The organism is uncultured Amnibacterium sp. (assembly GCF_964245895.1).
Taxonomy (GTDB): domain Bacteria; phylum Actinomycetota; class Actinomycetes; order Actinomycetales; family Microbacteriaceae; genus Amnibacterium.
The window spans coordinates 17,339-36,340 of the sequence record NZ_CAXTOQ010000013.1; the positions used below are offsets into that span (position 1 = coordinate 17,339).

A 19,002-nucleotide genomic window follows, 5' to 3' on the forward strand; every position below is an offset into this window, starting at 1 on the left:
CGTCAGCGCGGCAGGCGGAGACTGCGGGCATGGCCGGCCCCGCGACCTCTCCGCTCACCCGACCGGGCCGCCGGCTCGCCGAAGCCGTCGCGGGCGTGCCCGCCGGGAGGACCGACTACGTCGTCCTCCGCGACCTGCGCACCCCCATGCGCGACGGCGCCGAGCTGCTGGGCGACCTCTACCGGCCGCGCGGCGACGACCCCGCGCCGGTCGTCCTGATCCGCACGCCGTACGGCCGGGCGACGCTCGGCAGCCGGCTGTTCGCGATCGTGCTCGCCGGGCACGGGTTCCAGGTGCTGCTGCAGTCCGTGCGCGGCACGTTCGGCTCGGACGGCGTCTTCCGCCCGTTCACCGCGGAGCACCTCGACGGGCTGGACACGCTCGCCTGGGTGCGGCAGCAGCCGTGGTGCGACGGGCGGGTCGCGACCACGGGCGCGAGCTACTTCGGCCACACGCAGTGGGCGGTCGCGCCGTACGCGGACCCGCCGCTCGTCGCCTCCGCCCTGCACATCACCGCCGCCTCGATCAGCGACGTCTTCTACGAGCACGGCGTGCCCGGGGCGATGAACGCGATCTCGTGGACCGACCTGATCGCGCGGCAGGAGGTGCCCGGCATCACCGGGCGAATCCGCCGTTCCGGGCGCAACGGGCGCGCGCTGCGGGCGCTCGCCACCCGCCCGCTGCGGGAGGCGGACGTGGCGGTGACGGGCGAGCGGGTGCCGTTCTGGCGCGACATCACCGGGCACGCCGAGCCGGACGACCCGTTCTGGGCCGTCGCGGACCACGACGCCGCGCCGCTCGACCGGATGCCGCCGGTCAGCATGGTCACCGGGTGGTGGGACCTGTTCCTGCAGGCGCAGCTGCACGACGTCGCGCGGCTGCAGGCGGCCGGCGTCCCCGTGCGCGTCACGGTCGGCCCGTGGCTGCACGGGTCGGGGCCCGAGATCCGCGAGCTGCTGCGGTCCGACCTGGTGTGGCTCGAGCACCACCTGCACGGCGGCCCAGCGCCCGCCGGCCCGCCCGTCCGCCTCCAGCTGCAGCAGACGGACGAGTGGCTGGCCTTCGCCACCTGGCCGCCGCCCGGCACGGCGCCGGACGTCCGGTACCTGACGGCGGGCGACCGGCTGTCGTCGACGGCCCCGGCCGAGCCCGAGGCGTCCAGCCAGTTCGTCTTCGACCCGTCGGACCCGACGCGCATGCGGGGAGGCCCGCTGCTCGCGCCTCCCGGGATGCAGGCCGACGACGCCGATACGGAGGCGGGCATCGACGTCGCGGTGTTCACCGGTCCGGTCGAGCCGAGGGACCTCGACCTGGTCGGCGAGATCGTCGCCCACGTGCACGTGCGGCCGGAGCGGGAGCGGGCGGACCTGTTCGTGCGCCTGTGCGACGTGGACGAGCAGGGCGTCTCCCGGAACGTCGTCGAGGGCATCCGGCGGCTCGACCCGCGCACGGTGCCGGCGGACGACGTCGCGATCGGCCCGGACGGCGTGCTCGAGGTCGCGGTCGAGCTGTTCCCGACCGCCTACCGGGTGCAGGCGGGGCACCGCCTCCGCGTGGTCGTCACCGGCGGCGCGTTCCCCCGGTTCGCGCCGAACCCCGGCACCGGAGCCCCGCTGGCGGAGACGACCGACGGCACGCCGTACCGGCTCGAGATCCTGCACGACGCGGCGCACCCCTCCCGCATCGTGCTGCCGGTCCTCGAATAGCGCGGGCGCACGGGTAACGCGGCCGAAACAGCGGTCGCCTACCGTGCGCCGCATGCTCGACGTCGACGACTACCTCCGCCTGCTGCCGAAGACGGAGCTGCACTGCCACCTCGTCTCGACGATGACCGCGGGCATGCTCGTCGCGCAGGCCGAGAAGCACGGCGTGCCGCTGCGCACCACCGATCCGGCGCGGCTGTTCGACTACCGCGACCTGCAGGACTTCCTCGTCGCGTTCGAGGCCGCGCACCAGGTGCTGCGCACCCCGGAGGAGCTCGCGCAGGTCGCGTACGACGGCGTGCGGATCGCCGCGGAGGACGGCGCGCTGCGCTACCGGGAGTACTTCGTGAACCCGCAGTCGTTCGCCGAGGTCGGCCTCGGCTACCGGCCGCTGATGGAGGGCGTCATCGAGGGGCTCAGTCGGGCGCAGGCGGACTTCGGCATCGGGTTCGGGATCGTCGTCGCCATCCGCAAGGACGTGACGCCGGCGCAGGCGGTCGAGCTGGTGCGGCTGGTCGGGGACACCCCGCTCCCGGAGGTCGTCGGCATCGGCGCCGACTACCTGACCGCGGAGGGGACGGAGGACCCGGCGCGGTTCGCCGACGCGTACCGGCTCGCGAAGCGGCTGGGGCTGAAGACCACGATCCACGCGGGCGAGACGCCGAACGCCTCCCCGGACGACGTCCGCGCGGCGCTCGACGTGCTCGGCGTCGACCGGATCGACCACGGCTACCGGGTCGTCGACGATCCGCAGCTGCTCGCCCGCGTCGTCGACGAGCAGATCCCGTTCGACTGCACCCCGATCTCGACGACGATCTGCTCGGGCTGGCGCCTCGATCCGCAGCACCGGATCGCGCGGATGATCGAGGCGGGCGTGAACGTGAACATCTCGACCGACGACGCGCTCTTCTTCCGCACCGATCTCGGGCGCGAGTACCGGGAGGGCCTCGTCGCCCTCGGCGTCGACGCCCCGACCGCGCGTCGGCTCGCGCTGAACGGCATCGACGCCGCGTTCTGCTCCGACGACGAGAAGGCCGCGCTGCGGGCCCGCTTCGCCGGCGAGCTGCTCACCCTGGACGCGATGCTCGCCTGATCCGTTGTGAAGGAGTTCCTGCGCGATGCGCGCAGGAACTCCTTCGAAACGGATGGCCCGAGGTCTGGGGACAGGGGCGCGTGCCGCGGGGCGCGGTGAATCGTGCACGCCTCCGCGTCGTCCCCTGCACGATGTCGATCGGCCGCGACGCTGCCTGCCATGCCCTCCCCCACCGTCGCCCGCCGACGCCGCCGTCGCCTGCTCGCCGTCGGCACCGCCGGTCTCGCCCTCTGCATCGGCGTGAGCGTCACCTCCCTCGCGGCCTGGCAGCAGAACGTCGAGATCGCGGGCGGCAGCAACGGCGGCCAGCTGGGCTCCTCCCTGCTGAAGATCGAGCTGAGCCTCGACGGCGGCACCACCTGGACCGCGGCGACCGTCAGCTCGAACGGCAGCCTGAACTTCGGCTCGAACGCCTCCCTGCTCACCCCGGGCGACACGGTCTACGCCTCCGTGCTGCTGCGCGCCGCCGTCGGCTCCCGCGGCGCGGACGTGAAGCTGTCCGGCGGCACCGTGGGGTCCGACGTGCTGCTCGGCGCCCTGACCTACGCCGCGCGCACCGGCGTGGTCAGCGCCGACTGCAAGGCCTCCACGTTCGCGTCCGTCGGCCAGACGCTCGTGTCCCCGGGCTCGATCCTCTCGGCGGGCTCCGGCAGCACCGCGTTCTCCGTGCCCGCGGCGACGTCGAGCGCGCCCGGCACGGCCGTCGGCGTCTGCCTCGCGGTGTCGCTGCCGAGCGGGGTCGCGAGCACGGTCGGTGGGCTCACCACCTCCCCCGTGTGGCGCTTCGATGCGACGTCGGTCTGACCGGGCGGAGGAGGCGGTCCCGCCCCTGACCCGGGTCGCGGACGCGGCGCTCGCCTGCGGCGCCGTCGCCGGCCTGCTCTGCGTCCTGTGGTGGCTGCTCTCCGCCTTCCTCGGGCTGGGCCTGGTGTCGTTCGCGACCGGCTCGATGTCGCCCGGGTACCCGACGGGGTCCGTCGCCGTGTCCGCGCCGATCGCGCTGGACGACGTCGCCGTCGGCGACGTCGTCACCGTGCAGCGCGGCGCGGGCCGACCGCCGATCACGCACCGGGTCGTGGCCATCGACGTCGCGCCCTCGGGCGCCTCCGCGACCATCCGGCTGAAGGGGGACGCGAACCGCGTCGAGGACCCCGCGCCGTACTCGGTGACGTCGCTGCGCCGGGTCGTGCTGCCGCTGCCGCCGATCGCGGACGCGCTGCGCTCCACCGGCTCCCCGACTGTGATCGCCGTCATCGGTGCGCTCATCGTCGCCGCCCTCGCGTGGGCGTTCTGGCCGGAGCGGATCCGTCCCCGGCACCGCGCGATCGAGCCCTGATGCGCCGCCGGATCGCCGGCGGCCTCTCCGTCGTGGCCGCGCTCGCCGTCGTCCTCACCGTCGGGGTGCGCCCCACCTCCGCCGCCTGGGTCAGCACCGCCCGGCTCGGCGAGGACGTCGCGGTCACCTCGCCCGCGTGCACGACGCCCGGCGTCTACCGCACGACCGCGGCGAGCCGGTACCTCGCGGGCACCGTCGGCGGCGTCTCCCTGACCGCCGCGAGCGCGCTCGCACCGATGACGGCGGACAACCCGGCCACGACCGCCTCCTTCCCCGCCGGTGCGACCCCGCGCGGCACCGACGCCGCCAGCGGGACCGCGACGAACGCCGCCGTCGCCGCGGCGCTGCAGACCGCAGGCGGGGTCGCGGCGCTCACCGCCCCCTCCGGAGCGCAGACGCAGGTCGCGGGCGCCACGAGCACCGGCCGGTCGACGGCCGGCGCCGGTGCCGTGACGACCGCCGGAGCGATCGACACCGCGGGCATCGGGACCGGGACCCGCGCCGCCGTCGGCGCCATCGACGTGAGCGCGCTGCTCGCGTCCGTCTCGGGCGGCACCGCGGCCGCCGGATCGCTGTCGCAGCTCGGCCTCGCCGTCGGCAGCGCGGCGGCGAGCGCGAGCCTCGACGAGTGCGCGCGCCGCTGGGGCGCCCCGCTCTCCTCCGCGCTCACCCGGTCGACGACGGTCTCCTCGCTGTCCCTGACGACGAAGGACGCGGCGGTCACGACGCTGCTCGGCTCGATCGCGACGCAGCGCGCCGCCGTCTCCGACGCGTTCACGACGCTGACCGCGGGAGCCGCCACCAGCCCCGCGGAGGCGGCGATCGCGACGACCGCGCAGTCGGGGCTCGCGGGCGCGGTGAGCGGCGCGCTGGCCGCGATAGGGGTGAGCGGCACCGTCGGCGCACCGACCGCGACGGTGTCGATCACCCCCGACCTCGCCGGCGTCGCCTCCGCCGCGAGCGGGACCGCGAGCGGCGGATCCGGCCTGTCACGCGTCGACGGCTCCTCCGGCGTTCTCACCGCCGATCTCGCCCGCCTGGCCGATCCCACGAACCCGGCCCCGAACACGGCGGTGCTCACCGCCGCCGACGCGACGGCCGTGAGCGGTGCGGTGTCGTCCGCCGCCAGCACGGTCGTCGGGGACGTCGGGACCGCCTGGGACGCGGCGGTGTCGAACGCCGTGGTCACCGTGGACGTCGCCGTGCCGGTGACCGCGCTCGGCGTCCCGATCCTCACCGTCCAGCAGACGATGACGGGCACGGTCGCCGACTTCCTGACGCCAGGGCACGTGTGGGCCGCTCCGGCGGTCACGATCCTGGGCGCGATCCCCGCGGGTCCGCTGCTCGCCGCGCTGACGCCCCGGCTGGCGAGCCTGCTGCTCGGCCCGGTGCAGACCGCGGTCGGCAGCGCGGTGTCGGTGCCCATGACCGCCGCGGTGAGCACCGCGAAGGCGACGCTCGCGACGAGCCTCGCCACCGCCCGCGCGGCGCTGCCGACCGAGCTCGCGCGGCTGTCGACCCTGTTCGCGATCACGCTGGACGAGCAGCCGGACGTCGCGCCGTTCCCCGCAGCCGCGGCCGGCACGGGAGCCGGCTACCGGGCCACGGCGCTGCGCCTGCGGGTCGCCGGCGGTGCGGCGCTCGACCTCGCGATCGCCACGGCCTCGGTCGGCCCCGACCGCACGATCAACGAGTAGGCGTCTCCGACATCCCAGCCGCGCGATGCGACGATGCCGTCCGTGAAGCAGCTGGACCTTCCCCAGACCGACCTGACCGCATCGAACGTCGTCCTCGGGCTGATGCGCATCCCCGACCTGAGCGACGAGGAGATCCGCACCCTCGTGCGCGGCGCCATCGACGCGGGCGTGACGATGTTCGACCACGCGGACGTCTACGGCGGCGACCACCTGTGCGAGCGCCGGTTCGGGGAGGCGATGGCGTTCTCCCCAGCCGAGCGCGACGCCGTGCTGCTCCAGTCGAAGGTCGGCATCCGCGACGGGTACTTCGACTTCTCGACCGAGCACATCCTCGCCTCCGTCGACGAGTCCCTCGCCGCCCTCCGCACGGACCGGCTCGACGTGCTGCTGCTGCACCGCCCCGACGCGCTGGTCGAGCCGGACGAGGTCGCCGCGGCGTTCGACGCGCTGGAGGCGGCGGGCAAGGTGACGGCGTTCGGCGTCTCCAACCACACGCCGTACCAGGTCGACCTGCTGAAGCGGTCGGTCCGGCAGCCGCTCGCCTTCAACCAGGTGCAGCTGAGCATCACCCACGCGAACCTGATCGCCGCCGGCGTCGCCTCCAACATGGCCGCGCTCGACCAGTCGATCGACCGGGACAACGGGATCCTCGACTACGCGCGGATCAACGACATCACCCTGCAGGCGTGGTCGCCGTACCAGGCGGGCTTCTTCACGGGCCCGTTCATCGGCGACCGCGAGCACTACCCCGAGCTGAACGACGTGCTCGACGAGCTCGCCGCCGCGTACGACGTGACCCCGACCGGCATCGCGACCGCCTGGATCACGCGGCACCCCGCCGACCTGCAGGTGATCCTCGGCACGACGAAGCTGGAGCGCGTGCAGCAGGCCGCCGCCGGCTCCGACCTGCGCCTCACGCGCCAGGAGTGGTACCGCCTCTTCACCGCGGCGGGCCACACCGTCCCCTGACGCGAAGGTCTGCCGCGGCTGCTCGAGGGCTCGAGCAGGACGAAACGGCTACGGCAGGACGAGACGGCCCGAATCGTCCTGCTCGAGCCGTTCTGTCCTGCTCAAGCCCTCGAGCTCTCAAGCCCCCGTCCCGGGGAGGGTCGGAGGTCAGGCGCGGGCGTCGAGGTAGGTGCGGACGAAGTGGGTGTAGTTCGCGGCCACCTGGCGGCGGACCTCGGCGTCGTCGGCGGTGCCCGCGTGACGGGCCCGCAGGGCGTCCCACCAGATGCTGCGCCCGATGGCGAAGCCGACGAAGCCGTCCACGGGGGCCGCGACGCGCAGCCACTCGTCCAGCTGGTCCTGCGGGGCGTGCCGCCCGAGCACGATGCAGCGCCCGTCCCGGTCGTCGCGGCGGGCGGCGGCCGCGACGCGCTCGGCGTCCTCGAGGGCGGCGAGCCCCTCGATCTTCCAGATCGCCGGCTCCACGCCGTGGTCCTGCAGGAACTCGATCGCCTGCACGGTGAGGCCGGGCCGCACCTCCCGGTCGTACCGGTCGGTGTCGCCGCCGACGCCGGCGAGGTCCTCGTCGGTCGCCGGCACCAGCAGCTCGACGATGAACGGCAGCCCGTCGCGCCGGGCCCAGGAGGAGATCGCCGCGACCCGGTCGGCCTGCTCCGCGCGCTGCTGCGGGTCGAGCGCGGGGTTGTCGCGGATCAGCACCTTCGGGTGGTCGGCGCCGAAGAACTCGGCGTGCGTGCGCCAGTCGTGCCCGTAGGCGAAGTCGAACCACTCCCGCCCGCTCGCCTCCAGCGGCATCGCCAGCGCGATGCGGTCATCGGCCGCCGCGAGCACGGCCGGCGACGCCCCGTACTGCTCGTCGACCAGGAAGCCGGGCCGGGTGCCCGCCGGCAGGTCCGAGACGGCGTCGAGGAGGCCGCGGAAGACGAGCAGCTTCGCCGCGGCGATGTCGGCGGCTGCGGCCGGGGAGAGGGCGGCGTCGAGGTCGTAGAGCTGCTGCTCGATGCTGTCGCGCTGGTCCATGGCGAGGATGCACAGAGCCGGTCCGGTCATGCCCTCATGCTGCGCGCTCCCGCCTGGACGCGACCGCCGGGCCCTGTCGGAGCCCTCGGTAGGATTTCCCGCATGCCTTCCGGTGACCGTCTCGTCTGGATCGACTGCGAGATGACCGGGCTGGACCTCTCGATCGACGAGCTCGTCGAGGTCGCCGTCGTCGTCACCGACTTCGAGCTGAACGTGCTCGACCCTGGCTTCGACGTCGTCATCAAGCCGTCGGAGACGGCGAAGGCGCAGATGGGCGAGGTCGTCGTCAACATGCACACGTCCTCCGGCCTGCTGGAGGCGATGGACGGCGGCGTGACGCTGGAGGACGCGCAGCAGCAGGTGCTGGCGTACCTCCAGCGGTTCGTGCCGCAGGCCGGGCAGGCGCCCCTGGCGGGCAACACGATCGGCACGGATCGCGGGTTCCTCGCCAAGTACCTGCCGGAGGTCGACGGGTTCCTGCACTACCGCAGCATCGACGTGTCCTCCATCAAGGAGCTCGCCCGGCGCTGGTACCCGCGGGTCTACTACAACGCCCCTCAGAAGCACGGCGGCCACCGCGCGCTCGCCGACATCCTGGAGTCCGTGCGGGAGCTCGAGTACTACCGCTCCACCGTGTTCGCGCCGCTGCCCGGCCCCACGTCCGACCAGGCGCAGGCCGCGGCCACCGCGGTGACGGCGTCCTTCGCCTCCTGAGCCGCTAGACTTCCGCAGGCCCGATGGCGACATCGGGTGCATGGTGGGCGTAGCTCAGTTGGTAGAGCGCTGGCTTGTGGTGCCGGATGTCGCGGGTTCGAGTCCCGTCGTTCACCCCATCCCCCGGTGCGAGCCGGGAGTCACTCGTGGCGGCGGCCGCGCAGGTCCTCGTATGCGGGCAGCAGCAGCACGAGCGCCAGCAGGCCGAGCGCGCCGCCGATGAACGGCAGCGCGTCCAGGTCGACGCCCTGGCCGAGCTGGATCACGATGCGCGCCGCGCTGGCGATCATGAGCCAGACGGCCATCGCGACGTAGGCGAGGACGAAGACCGCTTTCATCCCGACAGGATGCGGGACGGATCCCGGAGATCTGCCGCGAGCGCTGCTGGCGCGCTCCCAGCGGACGGGGGTACCGTTTTCGGCACCGAGTGCCTCAATGCTGATCACCACTTCCGGTCCTCGCCTGGGGCGCGGTGCGCGCGGTGCTGCGCGCCGGGTCGCGAAGGAGCGAAGCGCAATGGGACTGCTTGACGGCAAGGTCGTCTTCATCACCGGCGGAGGACGCGGTCAGGGCCGCGCGCACGCCGTCGTCTCGGCGCGGGAGGGCGCCGACATCGTCTTCGTCGACACGACGAAGCCGTTCGCCTCCGTGCCCTACCCGCACACCACCGCCGAGGACATGGCGGAGACGGTGAGCCAGGTGGAGGCGCTCGACCGCCGCGTGCTGTCGTTCGAGGCCGACGTCCGCGACCAGGACGCGCTCGACGCCGCCGTCGCCGCAGGGATCGCGCAGTTCGGGCAGATCGACTGCCTGATCGCGAACGCGGGCATCTGGACGCTCTCGCCGGTGCAGGACATGAGCCGCGACGTGTGGCAGGAGATGCTCGACATCAACATCACGGGCGTCTTCCAGAGCGTGAAGGCCGTGGTGCCGCACATGATCGAGCGGCAGCAGGGCTCCATCGTGCTGACCTCGTCGACGAACGGCATCGAGGGCGGCGCGAACTACTCGCACTACGCCGCCGCGAAGTTCGCGGTCGTCGGCTTCATGAAGTCGATCGCCCTCGAGCTCGGCCAGTACGGCATCCGCGCGAACACGGTGAACCCCGGCGCGATCCTGACCGGCATGACGAACAACCAGGACGCGTACGACATGTTCGCCGGGCATCCGGGCGGCACCTACGAGGACCTGCTGAAGGGCGGGCACTCCTTCACCGCGCTGAAGGGCGTCGGCTTCATGGACCCGGAGGTCATCGCGAACGGCGCGCTGTTCCTCAACTCGCGGCTCGGGGCCACCGTGACCGGCGTCTCGCTGCCGATCGACGCCGGGCATCTCGCGATCGCGGGCATCAACCTGGACCCCAAGTAGCGTCCTGGCATGCCGCACCTCCTGCACCTCGACTCGTCGATCGACCCCGCCAGGTCCCGCTCCCGCGCCGTCACGACGGCGTTCGCGACGGCCTGGCGGGGGCGGGGCGACGACTTCACCGTCGCCTACCGCGATCTGCACGCGGACCCGGTGCCGCACCTCACGGACGCGGCGTCGCACTGGGCGCCGCGCCTCCGCCGGGCCGGGGAGGCGCCTCCGGCCGCGGAGGCCGCCCTGCAGCAGCGGCTGCTCGACGAGCTGCTCGCGGCGGACGTGCTGGTCGTCGGCGCGCCGATGTACAACTACTCGCTGCCCTCGACGCTGAAGGCGTGGGTCGACCACATCCACGTCCCGGGGAGCACCGCGCCGTTCGACACCCCGGACCAGCCGATGGCCGGGAAGCCGGCGGTCCTGGTCACGACCCGCGGCGCGGCGTACGACCCGGGGACGCCGACTGCGGGGTGGGACCACACGGTGCCGCCGCTGCAGCTGATCCTCGGCGACTCCCTCGGCATGCGGGTCGCGGTGATCGAGGTCAACCTGACCCTGTCCGACTTCGTCCCGGCGCTGGCCGACCAGGCCGAGCGCGCAGCGGCGGAGCTGGCGACGGCGGAGGCGACGGCCCGCGACCTGGCGCTCTCCCTCCCCTGACGATTCCGTTTTGAAGGAGTTCCTGCGGCGCCGGCGCGAAAACTCCTTCAAAACGGAACCTCAGCGGCGGCGCTCGGTGCGGACGATCGCCGGCTTCAGGGCCGCGATCGAGCGCGCGCGGATGGCGCCCCACCAGACGCCGGCGCCGTAGGCGAGGTCGTCCAGACGGCGGGCGATCGCGAACCGGACCGGGTCGAGGTGCGCCGGGTCGCGGCGGTACTCGAGCGTCACGTCGACGAGCGCGGCCACCGCGATCGCCCGCCGCATCCGCCGGGACACGAGCGCCGCCACGACCGCGGCGGGCCACCAGTGCCGCAGCAGCAGCGCCATGCCCTGCGCCGTCGCGGAGACCGCGCCCGCACCGGCGAGCCGCATCCCCTCCGCGTACGGGTGGTCGATGGGCCGGAGGCGGCGTCCGATCCGGATCCCGGCGGCCACCGCGACGCCGAGTGCCGCGACCCAGGACCAGCGGCGCTGCAGCGCGAGCAGCACCACGAACGCCGCGCTCCAGGGGGCGAGCACCGCTGGCGCGATGTGGCCGGGGTGCCGCTCCGCGAGCCCCTGCGCGCCGGTGCCGTACACGGCCTTGCGCAGGAACCAGTCGACCGGCCGCTCCCGGTGCTCGTGGTGCGCGACGGCCGCGGGCTCGTACCGGACGCGCCAGCCGGCGTCCACGAGGCGCCAGCCGAGGTCCACGTCCTCCCCCACCCGCAGGTCGCCGTCGAAGCCGTCCGCGAGCGCGTCGACCCGCGCGACGACGCAGGCGGTCGTGACCCAGGCCAGCGGCGACCGGGGCCGCACCGCGGCGGGGTGCGGGCCGAGGTCGAGGGAGGAGCGCGTGTCCTCGAACCGGCCGAGCCACGTCGGCCGCTCCCCCAGGCCCGCGATCCGCGGCGCGACGAGGGCGACCTCCGGGTCCGCGAAGTGCCGCAGGAGGGTCGGCACGGTCGCCGGCTCGAGCACGATGTCGGAGTCGACGAGGACCACGAACGGCGTCGTCACCGCCACGAGCCCGGCGTTCCGGGCGCCGGCCGGGCCGACGTTGACCGGCAGCGCGAGGACGTGCGCGCCGTGCGCGGCGGCGACCGCGGCGACCGGCGCGGGGTCGAGGGACGCGTCGTCGACGACGACCACGTCGGCGCCGGACCCGATGCTGGTCAGCAGGCGGTCCAGCTGCCGCGGCCGATCCCGGATCGGGACCACGTAGGTGAGCCGCACGTCGGCGGGGGCCTCCAGCGTCGCGAGGTCGGGCTCTGCCAGCCCCAGCGCGAGCAGCCGGTCGGCCAGCACCGCCGCCGCGGACGAGTCGACGACGATCCGCCTGCCGTCGAGCAGCGGCCGCGCCCGCGGCGTGAGCCGCACGAGCCGGGTCGGGAAGCCGCCGAGCAGCGCCGTGCCGCCCGAGACCACCCGGATCCTGCGGCCCAGCACGACCGCGGCACCGTCCGGCAGCATCAGCGCCCCTGCTCGAGGAGGCGGACCGCGCCGTCGATCATCGCAGCGAGGATCCTCGCGCCCTCCTCCGCGGAGGCGCCCGCCGGGTCGCCGAGCACCCCGTTCGCGCTGACCGCCCGCACGCCGCGCGCCCGCAGCTCGGGCAGCAGGTCCCGGATCGGACGGACGTCGCCCGCCGCGGCACTGCCCTCGTCGACGAGCGCGGGTGCGAGGTGCAGCAGCAGCGAGGTCTCGGTCCTGCCCGCGTGCGCGTCCCCGCCGGGCGCCGCGCACGGCACCCACGCGACGTCCCGTCCCTCCGCGACGAGCCGCCGGACGGCGGCGTCGACCGCGGTCGCGTTGCCGCCGTGGCCGTTGACGAGCACGACGCCGGCCGCCCAGACGGTCGCGGAGCGCACCAGCTCGACCAGCACCGCCTCGAGCGCCGACAGCCCGATCGACAGCGTGCCCGGGAAGCCGGCGTGCTCCCCGCTCGCCCCGTAGGCGACGACGGGCGCCACGATCGCGCGGTTCAACCGCGCGGCGACCCCCTCCGCCACCGCCGTCGCCACGATCGTGTCGGCGGCGAGCGGCAGGTGCGGCCCGTGCTGCTCCGTCGACCCGATGGGGATCAGCACGATCCGGCCCGGCGGCAGATCGGTCCAGATCGATTCGCCGAGGGAGGGGGTCACGAGCACCATCTCAGCCGATCGGGTCCTTCGTCCGCGGCACGGTCCCCGTCGCGGCCTGCTTCGGGCCCTCCGCGCCGGCCGTCCCGGCGCCGAGCACCCGGTCGAAGCCGGGCGGCACGACGAGGTCGTCCGGCGACAGCTCGTGCACCGAGGCGTTCCCCGTGCCGAGGACCGCGGAGTCCAGGCCGCCGCGCAGGATGTCGAGCACGTTCTCGACGCCGGCCTGCCCGTTCGCCGCGAGCCCCCACAGGTACGCGCGGCCGATGAGCACGGCGCGCGCGCCGAGCGCGAGCGCCTTCGCGACGTCGCCGCCCCGCCGAACGCCGCCGTCCAGGTACACCTCGATCTGGTCGCCGACCGCCTCCGCCACCGCCGGAAGGGCCCGGATCGTGGCGGGCGTCGTGTCGAGGTTGTTGCCGCCGTGGTTGGAGACGGAGATCGCGTGCACGCCGGCGTCGACCGCGCGCCTGGCGTCGTCCACTCGGGTGACGCCCTTCAGCATGAACGGGCCGCCCCACTCCTGCCGCAGCCACGCGACGTCCTCCCACGTCGGAGGGGGCGTCTGCATCCACTCGTAGTACGCGCCGAAGAAGGTGGGCGCGTCCCCACCCGGCTCCTTCAGGTTCGGGGCGGTCAGGTCGGGCAGCTGCAGGCTCCGCGCGAACCGGATCAGCCAGGCCGGGTGCGGCAGCACGTTCGGCGCGAACCGCACCATCGTCTTCAGATCCAGCTTCTCGGGGATGGAGGGGCTCCCCCAGTCGCGGCCGTTCGAGAACGACCAGTCGAGGGTCGCGATCAGCGCTCTGGCCCCCGCGTTCCGCGCGCGGTTCATCCGCTGCACCATCTGGTCGCGCGTGCCGGTCCAGTACATCTGGAAGAACGTGTTCGCGTTCGCGGCGACCACCTCCTCCACGGGCTTCGAGGCGAAGGAGCTGAGGCCCATGATCACGCCGCGGTTGGCGGCCGCCCGCGCGACCGCGACCTCGCCGTCGGGATGCACGGCCTGCACGCCGGTGGGCGAGATCACGACCGGCATCGAGGTCGGGATGCCGAGCACGGTCGTGGACAGGTCGCGGTCCGGCTTGTGCCCGGCGACGTGCGGCGCGAAGCCGAGCTCGGCGAACGCGCCGATGTTGTCGTCGATCGTGCGCCCGCGCTCGGAGCCGGCGACGAGCGCGCCGTAGACCGAGCTCGGCAGCTGCCGCTTCGCGCGCCGCTGCGCCTCCGCCACGGTCTCGAACCAGGGGTTCTGCCCGAACATCGCCGTCCCTTCCCTCCGCGCTCCGATGCGCGGTCATCAATTATGACACCGAGTGTCAGATCAGCGCACCCGCGCACGGAACATCGCCGACAGCGCCGGCGCCACATCGAAGACCGTCCGCACGGTCGCGAACGACCCCCGGCCGATCCGGGCGAGATCCCGCCCCAGCTCGACGTCCTGCTCCCCCGTCGTGTCGAGCAGCACGTCCAGCCGCGGGAGGCGCCCGGCGAGCGGCCGCGGGTCCGGCCCGGCGTTGTGCACGCAGTCGCTCAGCAGGACGACGCGGGCGTTCCGCGGCGGCGTCGAGGCCAGCTGCTTCGCCGCCAGCTCGAGCGGGAACGCCACGTTCGTCAGCCCCCTCGCCGGCAGTCGCAGCATGCCGTCGAGCAGCTCGAGCGGCCGGACCGGTTCGCCGAGGCGCGACAGGATCGCGGCGTCCGACCAGAACGCGATCACGGCGAGCCGGTCCCGCTCGAGCTCGCCGGCGAGCGCACCGACCGTCGCGGCCGCGGTGCGGACCCGCTCCCCCCGCATCGACCCCGACACGTCCACGAGCAGCACGACCGACCGCGGCGCCCGCACGCGTTCGCGGACCACGACGTCCTCGTCCTCCGGCACGGGCCGCTCCGCCAGCACCTGCAGCGTCGCGTCGAGGTCGATGTCGTCGCTGCTGCCGGAGTAGGGGACGCTCGCGAAGGCGCCGCCGCCCCGATGCGACCGGCGGTCGGCCTTCGGCTTGGGCACCGACAGGCGCGCGGCGATCTCCCTCGCGCGCGCGCGCACCACCGGATCGATGCGCGCGGCGTCGTCCGGCGCGGCGATCGATCCGATGTCGTCGGTGAACCCGGCGCCGCTGCCGGACGGCCGCTTCCTGCCGTCGGCCTCGCCGGGACGGCCGGGCAGGGGCGTGCCGCCCTTCCCGCCGCCGGCCACGTCGAACGCGGTCGGCGCCTCGTCGAGCCGCTTCGGCTTCCGCCGCAGGGGCCGCATCGCCTCCGTCCGCTCACTCCGCCGCGAGATCGGCGAGTCGACGGCGACGGCCCTTCAGCCGGGCTCGGCGCGCGCCGGTTCGAGGACGAACCGGTCCTCCCAGATCTCCCGCAGCACGAGCTCCGGCGTCGTCTCGGCCGCCTCGTCGAGATGGATGCGTCCGGACAGCGCGACGGTCATCGCGTCGTAGACCGTCTCCGCGTACCCCTCCGACGCCGAGTCCTGCGCGCGCAGCACCAGCAGCTCGTGCGCGACGAGGGCGGTGTCGATCGCGCCGCGCACGCTCGACCCCTGCCGCACCGCCGGGTGCTGCCGCGTGGCCCGCGTGACCGCCACCGCGTCGGGGATCACCCGGTCCGCGGTCGCTCCGATCAGGCCGGTGCGCAGCGCGACGATCGCCTCCTCCGCCGCCGCATCCTGGTAGCCGACGACGATGCGGTTCAGCCGGTCGCTGACGGAGGTGGACAGCCGCGTCGTGCCGACGTTGTCGTACGGGTTCATCGACGCGACGACGCGGAACGTCGGCAGGGCCTCGATCGCACCGACGCGCGGCACCTCGATCCGGCGGTCGGCCATCGCGGTGAGCAGGGTGTTCAGGGTGTCCTCGGGCGCCCGGTTCAGCTCCTCGATGTAGAGGAAGCCGCCTCGGCGCATCGCCTCCGCCAGCGGCCCGGCGACGAAGTTCTCCGCGCTGTAGTCCTCCCGCAGCACGCGCGCCGGGTTGTGATGGCCGACCAGCTTCGCCGGCGTCAGGTCGGCGTTGCCCTCGACGAAGAGCAGCGGGATTCCCCACTCCGCCGTGACCGCCTGCAGCATCGTCGTCTTGCTGGTGCCGGGCGGGCCCTCGAGCACCAGGTCCCGCCCGGACCCGACGGCCGCGAGCACGAGCTCCAGCTCGCGCTCGCGCCCGACGAGCCGGGACGCGATCCGCTCGCGGGCGTCCCGCCCGGCACCGTCCGTCACTTGAGCAGCTCGCCGGCGTCGACGGACAGCGCGACCCCGGTGATGTACCTGGCCACGTCGGAGGCGAGGAACAGCAGCGCGTTCGAGATGTCGACCGCCTCCACCCACGGGATCGGCAGCGCGTTCATCCCGACGAACCGCGGCTGGATGTTCTCCAGCGTGCGCTCCGCCGGAGGCAGGTCCGGCGCGAACAGGTCGTAGGTGGCCTGGTTCGTGATCATGTCCGTCTTCACCGTCGTCGGGTTCAGCGTGTTGACGCGGATGAAGTCGGGCGCCAGCTCGAGCGCCAGCGTCCGCATCAGCCCGACGACGCCGTGCTTCGCCGCGACGTAGTGCCCGATGTTCGGGATCGCCTCGAGCCCCGCGTTCGAGCTCGTGAGGATCATCGCCCCGCCCCCGTTGGCGCGGAGGTGCGGGATCGACGCCTTCGCGGCGTGCCAGACGCCCTTGAGGTTGACGTCGATCATGTCGCCGAACTGCTCCTCCGACAGCTGCTCCAGCGGCCCGAAGCTGAAGATGCCGGCGTTCGCCGACACGATGTCCAGCTTCCCGAGCTCGGCGACGCCGGCGTCGACCGCGGCCTGGACCGCGCTGTAGTCCCGCACGTCCGCCCGGGTGGCGATGATGCGCCGGTCGAGCGCCTCCACCTGCCGGACGGTCTCGTCGAGATCGCCCGGCCGGGCCATGTCGTACGGCACCGAGTCGATCTGGCCCTCGATGTCGATCGCGATGATGTCCGCGCCCTCCTGCGCGAGCCGGATCGCGTGGCTGCGACCCTGCCCTCGAGCGGCTCCGGTGATGAAGGCGACCTTGCCCTCCACGCGTCCTGCCATGATCCCCGCCCCTATCGCTTGTTCAGGTAGCCGGCGTCGACCGGCAGGGTGACGCCCGTGATGTACCGGCCCGCGTCGGACACGAGGAACACGATCGCGTTGGACAGGTCGACGGGTTCGATCATCGGCACGGGCAGCGCGTTGGACATCGCCTGGCTGAGCGTCGGGTCGGACTGCAGGAACTCCTGCATCGCCTCGTTCACCACCATCGGGGTGTTCACGCCGGTGGGGTGGATCGTGTTGACCCGGATGGAGTGCTGCGCCAGCGAGTTCGCGTAGCTGCGCATCAGCCCGACGACGCCGTGCTTCGCCGCCGTGTAGCCGAGGCCGCCGGGGGTGTTGCCGCCGATGCCGGCGAGGCCCGCGGTGGAGCTGGTCAGCACGTACGCGCCGCCCTCCCCCTTGTCGATCATGGCCTGCTTCGAGACCTCGACCGTGTGGTACACCCCGGTGAGGTTGACGTCGATGACGTCCTGCCACTCCTGCGCCTGCGGATGCATCGACAGCGGCGCGATGCCGGCGTTCGCCGACACGATCGTGGGCACGCCGAGCTCCGCGACGCCCGCGTCGAACGCGGAGCGCAGCGCCTCCACGTCGCGGACGTCGGCGACCCGGGTGACGATCCGCCGGTCGAGCGCCTCGACCTGCTTCGCGGTCTCCGCGAGGTCCGCCTCCGTCGCCATCGGGTACGGCACGGTGTCGATCTGCGCCGCGAGGTCGATCGCGATGATGTCGGCGCCCTCCTGCGCGAGGCGGATCGCGTGGCTGCGACCCTGTCCTCGTGCGGCGCCCGTCACGAAGGCGACCCTGCCTTCGAGCTGTCCTGCCATGTGCTGGTCCTTCTTCCGTGAGTTCCGGCCAGGGTGGTGGGCGCCGACGCGGCCGGAGGCGTCGGCGCCCGGTGGAGGGCTAGAACTGCGTGTTGCCGGCATCCACCGGCAGGGTCACGGAGGTGATGAACCTGGCCTCGTCGGAGGCGAGGAACAGCACGGCGTTCGACTGGTCGCGCGGCTCGGTGATGTCGATCGGCAGCATGTTCATCAGCATCGGCCCGAGGCGCTGGTGCTGCCCGAGCGCGGTCATCATCGCGTTCTCGCCGCCGTCGCCCGCGAGCTCGCCCATCGGGGTGCGCACGCCGGTCGGGTGGATCGAGTTCACCCGGATGCCGTACTCGGCGAGCTCCGACGCGAACCCGCGCATGAGGCCGACGACCCCGTGCTTCGCGGCGACGTAGGGCGTGAGGAACGGCAGCCCCTTCAGGCCCGCGGCGGAGCTGGTGAGCACGATCGACCCGCCGCCGCGCTCGATGAGGTGCGGCACCGTCGCCCGGATCGTGTTCCAGACGCCGGTGAGGTTCGTGCCGATCGTGAGGTCCCAGTTCTCCTCGGTGATGTTGTCCCAGCTGTCCGGCACGCAGATGCCGGCGTTCGCGACGACGATGTCGAGCCCGCCGAGCTCGGCGACCCCCGCCTCCGTCGCCGCCTTCAGCGCCGCGAAGTCGCGCACGTTCGCCGTGCGGGTGACGATCCGGCGGTCGAGCGCCTCGACCTGGCGCGCCGTCTCCTCCAGGTCCTCCTGCTTCGGCTGCGGGTACGGGATCAGGGGGATCTGCTCGACGACGTCGATCGCGATGATGTCCGCGCCCTCCTCCGCGAGCCGGACCGCGTGGCTGCGCCCCTGCCCCCGTCCCGCGCCGGTGACGAGGGCGACCTTGCCCTCCACCCGTCCTGCCATGGTGATCTCCTTCTTCTCATCCGTCGTGCGGGGCTCGCACGGGCGTGCTCGATCACGGGAGCGGAGCGCTGCTCCGATCCCGTCCCTGTCCTTCTCGGTCAGCCGGCGCCGAAGCCGGCCAGCGGGTCCTCCTCGCAGTCCGCAGGGTGCAGCGTCGTGGTGCCGGTGCGCCGGCCGAGGGTGAGGCGGATCGGTCCCATCCCGTTCCTCGGCTCGCGGACGCCCTGGTGGGTGTGGTCGACGGCCGGCACCGGCCGTGCGTTCTTCTGGTCCTTGACCTTCGCGAGCGCGGTCTCGCCGAAGCCCTGCACGCACTCCGGGTCGGGACCGTCCAGCGGCAGGCCGGTGAAGAACTTCGCGGCCATGCAGCCGCCCTTGCAGGTGTCGAAGAACGCGCAGGACGAGCACGCGCCGCCGGACTGCGGCTCGCGCAGCCTGAGGAACAGCTCGCTCTCGCGCCAGACCCGCTGGAAGCCGCCCTCGCTGCGGACGTTGCCGGCCTTGAACTCGTCGTGGATCGCGAACGGGCACGCGTACACGTCCC

The 19,002-nt window shown here is 73.7% G+C and carries 20 protein-coding genes and 1 tRNA gene; 10 read left to right on the forward strand and 11 right to left on the reverse strand.

What is annotated here, in order from left to right:
* The first annotated feature begins 29 nt into the window (after window positions 1-29).
* From ACFE60_RS03605 to ACFE60_RS03630, 6 genes are all read left to right on the forward strand, one after another.
* Complete coding sequence (locus ACFE60_RS03605) at window positions 30-1,706, forward strand: CocE/NonD family hydrolase (RefSeq protein ID WP_375387470.1); 1,677 nt, start codon at window positions 30-32, stop codon at window positions 1,704-1,706.
* A gap of 52 nt (window positions 1,707-1,758) precedes the next feature.
* Window positions 1,759-2,796, forward strand: a complete 1,038-nt coding sequence (add, locus tag ACFE60_RS03610) for an adenosine deaminase (RefSeq protein WP_375387471.1) — start codon at window positions 1,759-1,761, stop codon at window positions 2,794-2,796.
* Between the two features lie 159 nt (window positions 2,797-2,955).
* Entirely contained in the window at window positions 2,956-3,600 is a 645-nt protein-coding gene (locus tag ACFE60_RS03615) for a hypothetical protein (protein ID WP_375387472.1), read from the forward strand.
* Window positions 3,584-4,132 carry a S26 family signal peptidase gene (locus ACFE60_RS03620; RefSeq protein WP_375387473.1) on the forward strand — a complete coding sequence of 183 codons (549 nt, stop codon included), beginning with the start codon at window positions 3,584-3,586 and terminating at the stop codon, window positions 4,130-4,132. Before ACFE60_RS03615 ends, ACFE60_RS03620 begins: the two co-directional genes overlap by 17 nt.
* Window positions 4,132-5,829 carry a hypothetical protein gene (locus tag ACFE60_RS03625; RefSeq protein WP_375387474.1) on the forward strand — a complete coding sequence of 566 codons (1,698 nt, stop codon included), beginning with the start codon at window positions 4,132-4,134 and terminating at the stop codon, window positions 5,827-5,829. The genes ACFE60_RS03620 and ACFE60_RS03625 overlap by 1 nt, the downstream gene beginning before the upstream one ends.
* A 33-nt stretch (window positions 5,830-5,862) precedes the next feature.
* On the forward strand, window positions 5,863-6,798 hold the full coding sequence (locus ACFE60_RS03630; RefSeq protein WP_375387475.1) for an aldo/keto reductase family oxidoreductase: 936 nt from the start codon (window positions 5,863-5,865) through the stop codon (window positions 6,796-6,798).
* 147 nt (window positions 6,799-6,945) lie between these two features.
* On the opposite strand, the gene ACFE60_RS03635 is transcribed toward ACFE60_RS03630, so the two are convergent.
* Entirely contained in the window at window positions 6,946-7,848 is a 903-nt protein-coding gene (locus tag ACFE60_RS03635) for a 2-deoxy-5-keto-D-gluconate 6-phosphate aldolase domain-containing protein (RefSeq protein WP_375387476.1), read from the reverse strand.
* A gap of 72 nt (window positions 7,849-7,920) precedes the next feature.
* Between ACFE60_RS03635 and orn the strand changes: the two genes are divergently transcribed.
* Together orn and ACFE60_RS03645 are read left to right on the forward strand one after the other, a co-directional pair.
* Window positions 7,921-8,532 carry an oligoribonuclease gene (orn, locus tag ACFE60_RS03640; RefSeq protein ID WP_375387477.1) on the forward strand — a complete coding sequence of 204 codons (612 nt, stop codon included), beginning with the start codon at window positions 7,921-7,923 and terminating at the stop codon, window positions 8,530-8,532.
* A 43-nt stretch (window positions 8,533-8,575) separates the two neighbouring features.
* Window positions 8,576-8,651, forward strand: a tRNA-His gene (locus tag ACFE60_RS03645).
* 21 nt (window positions 8,652-8,672) lie between these two features.
* On the opposite strand, the gene ACFE60_RS03650 is transcribed toward ACFE60_RS03645, so the two are convergent.
* Entirely contained in the window at window positions 8,673-8,870 is a 198-nt protein-coding gene (locus ACFE60_RS03650) for a hypothetical protein (RefSeq protein ID WP_375387478.1), read from the reverse strand.
* A gap of 178 nt (window positions 8,871-9,048) precedes the next feature.
* On the opposite strand from ACFE60_RS03650, the gene ACFE60_RS03655 reads away from it, so the two are divergent.
* Both ACFE60_RS03655 and ACFE60_RS03660 read left to right on the forward strand, forming a co-directional pair.
* The gene (locus ACFE60_RS03655) at window positions 9,049-9,900 is read left to right on the forward strand and encodes a mycofactocin-coupled SDR family oxidoreductase (RefSeq protein WP_375387479.1); all 852 of its coding nucleotides are present in this window, start codon (window positions 9,049-9,051) and stop codon (window positions 9,898-9,900) included.
* Window positions 9,901-9,909: 9 nt separating this feature from the next.
* Window positions 9,910-10,551 carry an FMN-dependent NADH-azoreductase gene (locus ACFE60_RS03660; protein ID WP_375387480.1) on the forward strand — a complete coding sequence of 214 codons (642 nt, stop codon included), beginning with the start codon at window positions 9,910-9,912 and terminating at the stop codon, window positions 10,549-10,551.
* Window positions 10,552-10,611: 60 nt separating this feature from the next.
* Here ACFE60_RS03660 and mftF read toward each other — a convergent pair whose 3' ends face one another.
* The 9 genes from mftF to ACFE60_RS03705 all read right to left on the reverse strand — a co-directional run.
* On the reverse strand, window positions 10,612-12,006 hold the full coding sequence (mftF, locus tag ACFE60_RS03665) for a mycofactocin biosynthesis glycosyltransferase MftF (RefSeq protein ID WP_375387481.1): 1,395 nt from the start codon (window positions 12,004-12,006) through the stop codon (window positions 10,612-10,614).
* On the reverse strand, window positions 12,006-12,686 hold the full coding sequence (mftE, locus tag ACFE60_RS03670; RefSeq protein ID WP_375387482.1) for a mycofactocin biosynthesis peptidyl-dipeptidase MftE: 681 nt from the start codon (window positions 12,684-12,686) through the stop codon (window positions 12,006-12,008). The genes mftF and mftE overlap by 1 nt, the downstream gene beginning before the upstream one ends.
* 1 nt (window position 12,687) lies before the next feature.
* Window positions 12,688-13,938: a pre-mycofactocin synthase MftD gene (mftD, locus tag ACFE60_RS03675; protein WP_375387483.1), complete on the reverse strand. Its 1,251-nt coding sequence runs from the start codon at window positions 13,936-13,938 to the stop codon at window positions 12,688-12,690.
* A 60-nt stretch (window positions 13,939-13,998) separates the two neighbouring features.
* Window positions 13,999-14,928 carry a VWA domain-containing protein gene (locus ACFE60_RS03680; protein WP_375387484.1) on the reverse strand — a complete coding sequence of 310 codons (930 nt, stop codon included), beginning with the start codon at window positions 14,926-14,928 and terminating at the stop codon, window positions 13,999-14,001.
* Between the two features lie 54 nt (window positions 14,929-14,982).
* Entirely contained in the window at window positions 14,983-15,891 is a 909-nt protein-coding gene (locus ACFE60_RS03685; RefSeq protein WP_375387485.1) for an AAA family ATPase, read from the reverse strand.
* A complete protein-coding gene (locus ACFE60_RS03690; RefSeq protein ID WP_375387486.1) occupies window positions 15,888-16,724 on the reverse strand; it encodes a mycofactocin-coupled SDR family oxidoreductase in 837 nt (278 codons plus the stop codon). Before ACFE60_RS03690 ends, ACFE60_RS03685 begins: the two co-directional genes overlap by 4 nt.
* Before the next feature lie 11 nt (window positions 16,725-16,735).
* Window positions 16,736-17,554 carry a mycofactocin-coupled SDR family oxidoreductase gene (locus ACFE60_RS03695; protein WP_375387487.1) on the reverse strand — a complete coding sequence of 273 codons (819 nt, stop codon included), beginning with the start codon at window positions 17,552-17,554 and terminating at the stop codon, window positions 16,736-16,738.
* 79 nt (window positions 17,555-17,633) lie between these two features.
* A complete protein-coding gene (locus ACFE60_RS03700) occupies window positions 17,634-18,458 on the reverse strand; it encodes a mycofactocin-coupled SDR family oxidoreductase (protein WP_375387488.1) in 825 nt (274 codons plus the stop codon).
* 98 nt (window positions 18,459-18,556) lie between these two features.
* The coding region (locus ACFE60_RS03705) for an SPASM domain-containing protein (protein WP_375387489.1) at window positions 18,557-19,002 on the reverse strand (446 nt) is incomplete at its 5' end.

Coding starts and splice junctions, on each gene's coding strand:
- ACFE60_RS03605 (WP_375387470.1), top strand. CDS start 30: ATGGCCGGCCCCGCGACCTCTCCGCTCACCCGACCGGGCCGCCGGCTC.
- add (WP_375387471.1), top strand. CDS start 1,759: ATGCTCGACGTCGACGACTACCTCCGCCTGCTGCCGAAGACGGAGCTG.
- ACFE60_RS03615 (WP_375387472.1), top strand. CDS start 2,956: ATGCCCTCCCCCACCGTCGCCCGCCGACGCCGCCGTCGCCTGCTCGCC.
- ACFE60_RS03620 (WP_375387473.1), top strand. CDS start 3,584: ATGCGACGTCGGTCTGACCGGGCGGAGGAGGCGGTCCCGCCCCTGACC.
- ACFE60_RS03625 (WP_375387474.1), top strand. CDS start 4,132: ATGCGCCGCCGGATCGCCGGCGGCCTCTCCGTCGTGGCCGCGCTCGCC.
- ACFE60_RS03630 (WP_375387475.1), top strand. CDS start 5,863: ATGCCGTCCGTGAAGCAGCTGGACCTTCCCCAGACCGACCTGACCGCA.
- ACFE60_RS03635 (WP_375387476.1), bottom strand. CDS start 7,848: ATGACCGGACCGGCTCTGTGCATCCTCGCCATGGACCAGCGCGACAGC.
- orn (WP_375387477.1), top strand. CDS start 7,921: ATGCCTTCCGGTGACCGTCTCGTCTGGATCGACTGCGAGATGACCGGG.
- ACFE60_RS03650 (WP_375387478.1), bottom strand. CDS start 8,870: ATGAAAGCGGTCTTCGTCCTCGCCTACGTCGCGATGGCCGTCTGGCTC.
- ACFE60_RS03655 (WP_375387479.1), top strand. CDS start 9,049: ATGGGACTGCTTGACGGCAAGGTCGTCTTCATCACCGGCGGAGGACGC.
- ACFE60_RS03660 (WP_375387480.1), top strand. CDS start 9,910: ATGCCGCACCTCCTGCACCTCGACTCGTCGATCGACCCCGCCAGGTCC.
- mftF (WP_375387481.1), bottom strand. CDS start 12,006: ATGCTGCCGGACGGTGCCGCGGTCGTGCTGGGCCGCAGGATCCGGGTG.
- mftE (WP_375387482.1), bottom strand. CDS start 12,686: ATGGTGCTCGTGACCCCCTCCCTCGGCGAATCGATCTGGACCGATCTG.
- mftD (WP_375387483.1), bottom strand. CDS start 13,938: ATGTTCGGGCAGAACCCCTGGTTCGAGACCGTGGCGGAGGCGCAGCGG.
- ACFE60_RS03680 (WP_375387484.1), bottom strand. CDS start 14,928: ATGCGGCCCCTGCGGCGGAAGCCGAAGCGGCTCGACGAGGCGCCGACC.
- ACFE60_RS03690 (WP_375387486.1), bottom strand. CDS start 16,724: ATGGCAGGACGCGTGGAGGGCAAGGTCGCCTTCATCACCGGAGCCGCT.
- ACFE60_RS03695 (WP_375387487.1), bottom strand. CDS start 17,554: ATGGCAGGACAGCTCGAAGGCAGGGTCGCCTTCGTGACGGGCGCCGCA.
- ACFE60_RS03700 (WP_375387488.1), bottom strand. CDS start 18,458: ATGGCAGGACGGGTGGAGGGCAAGGTCGCCCTCGTCACCGGCGCGGGA.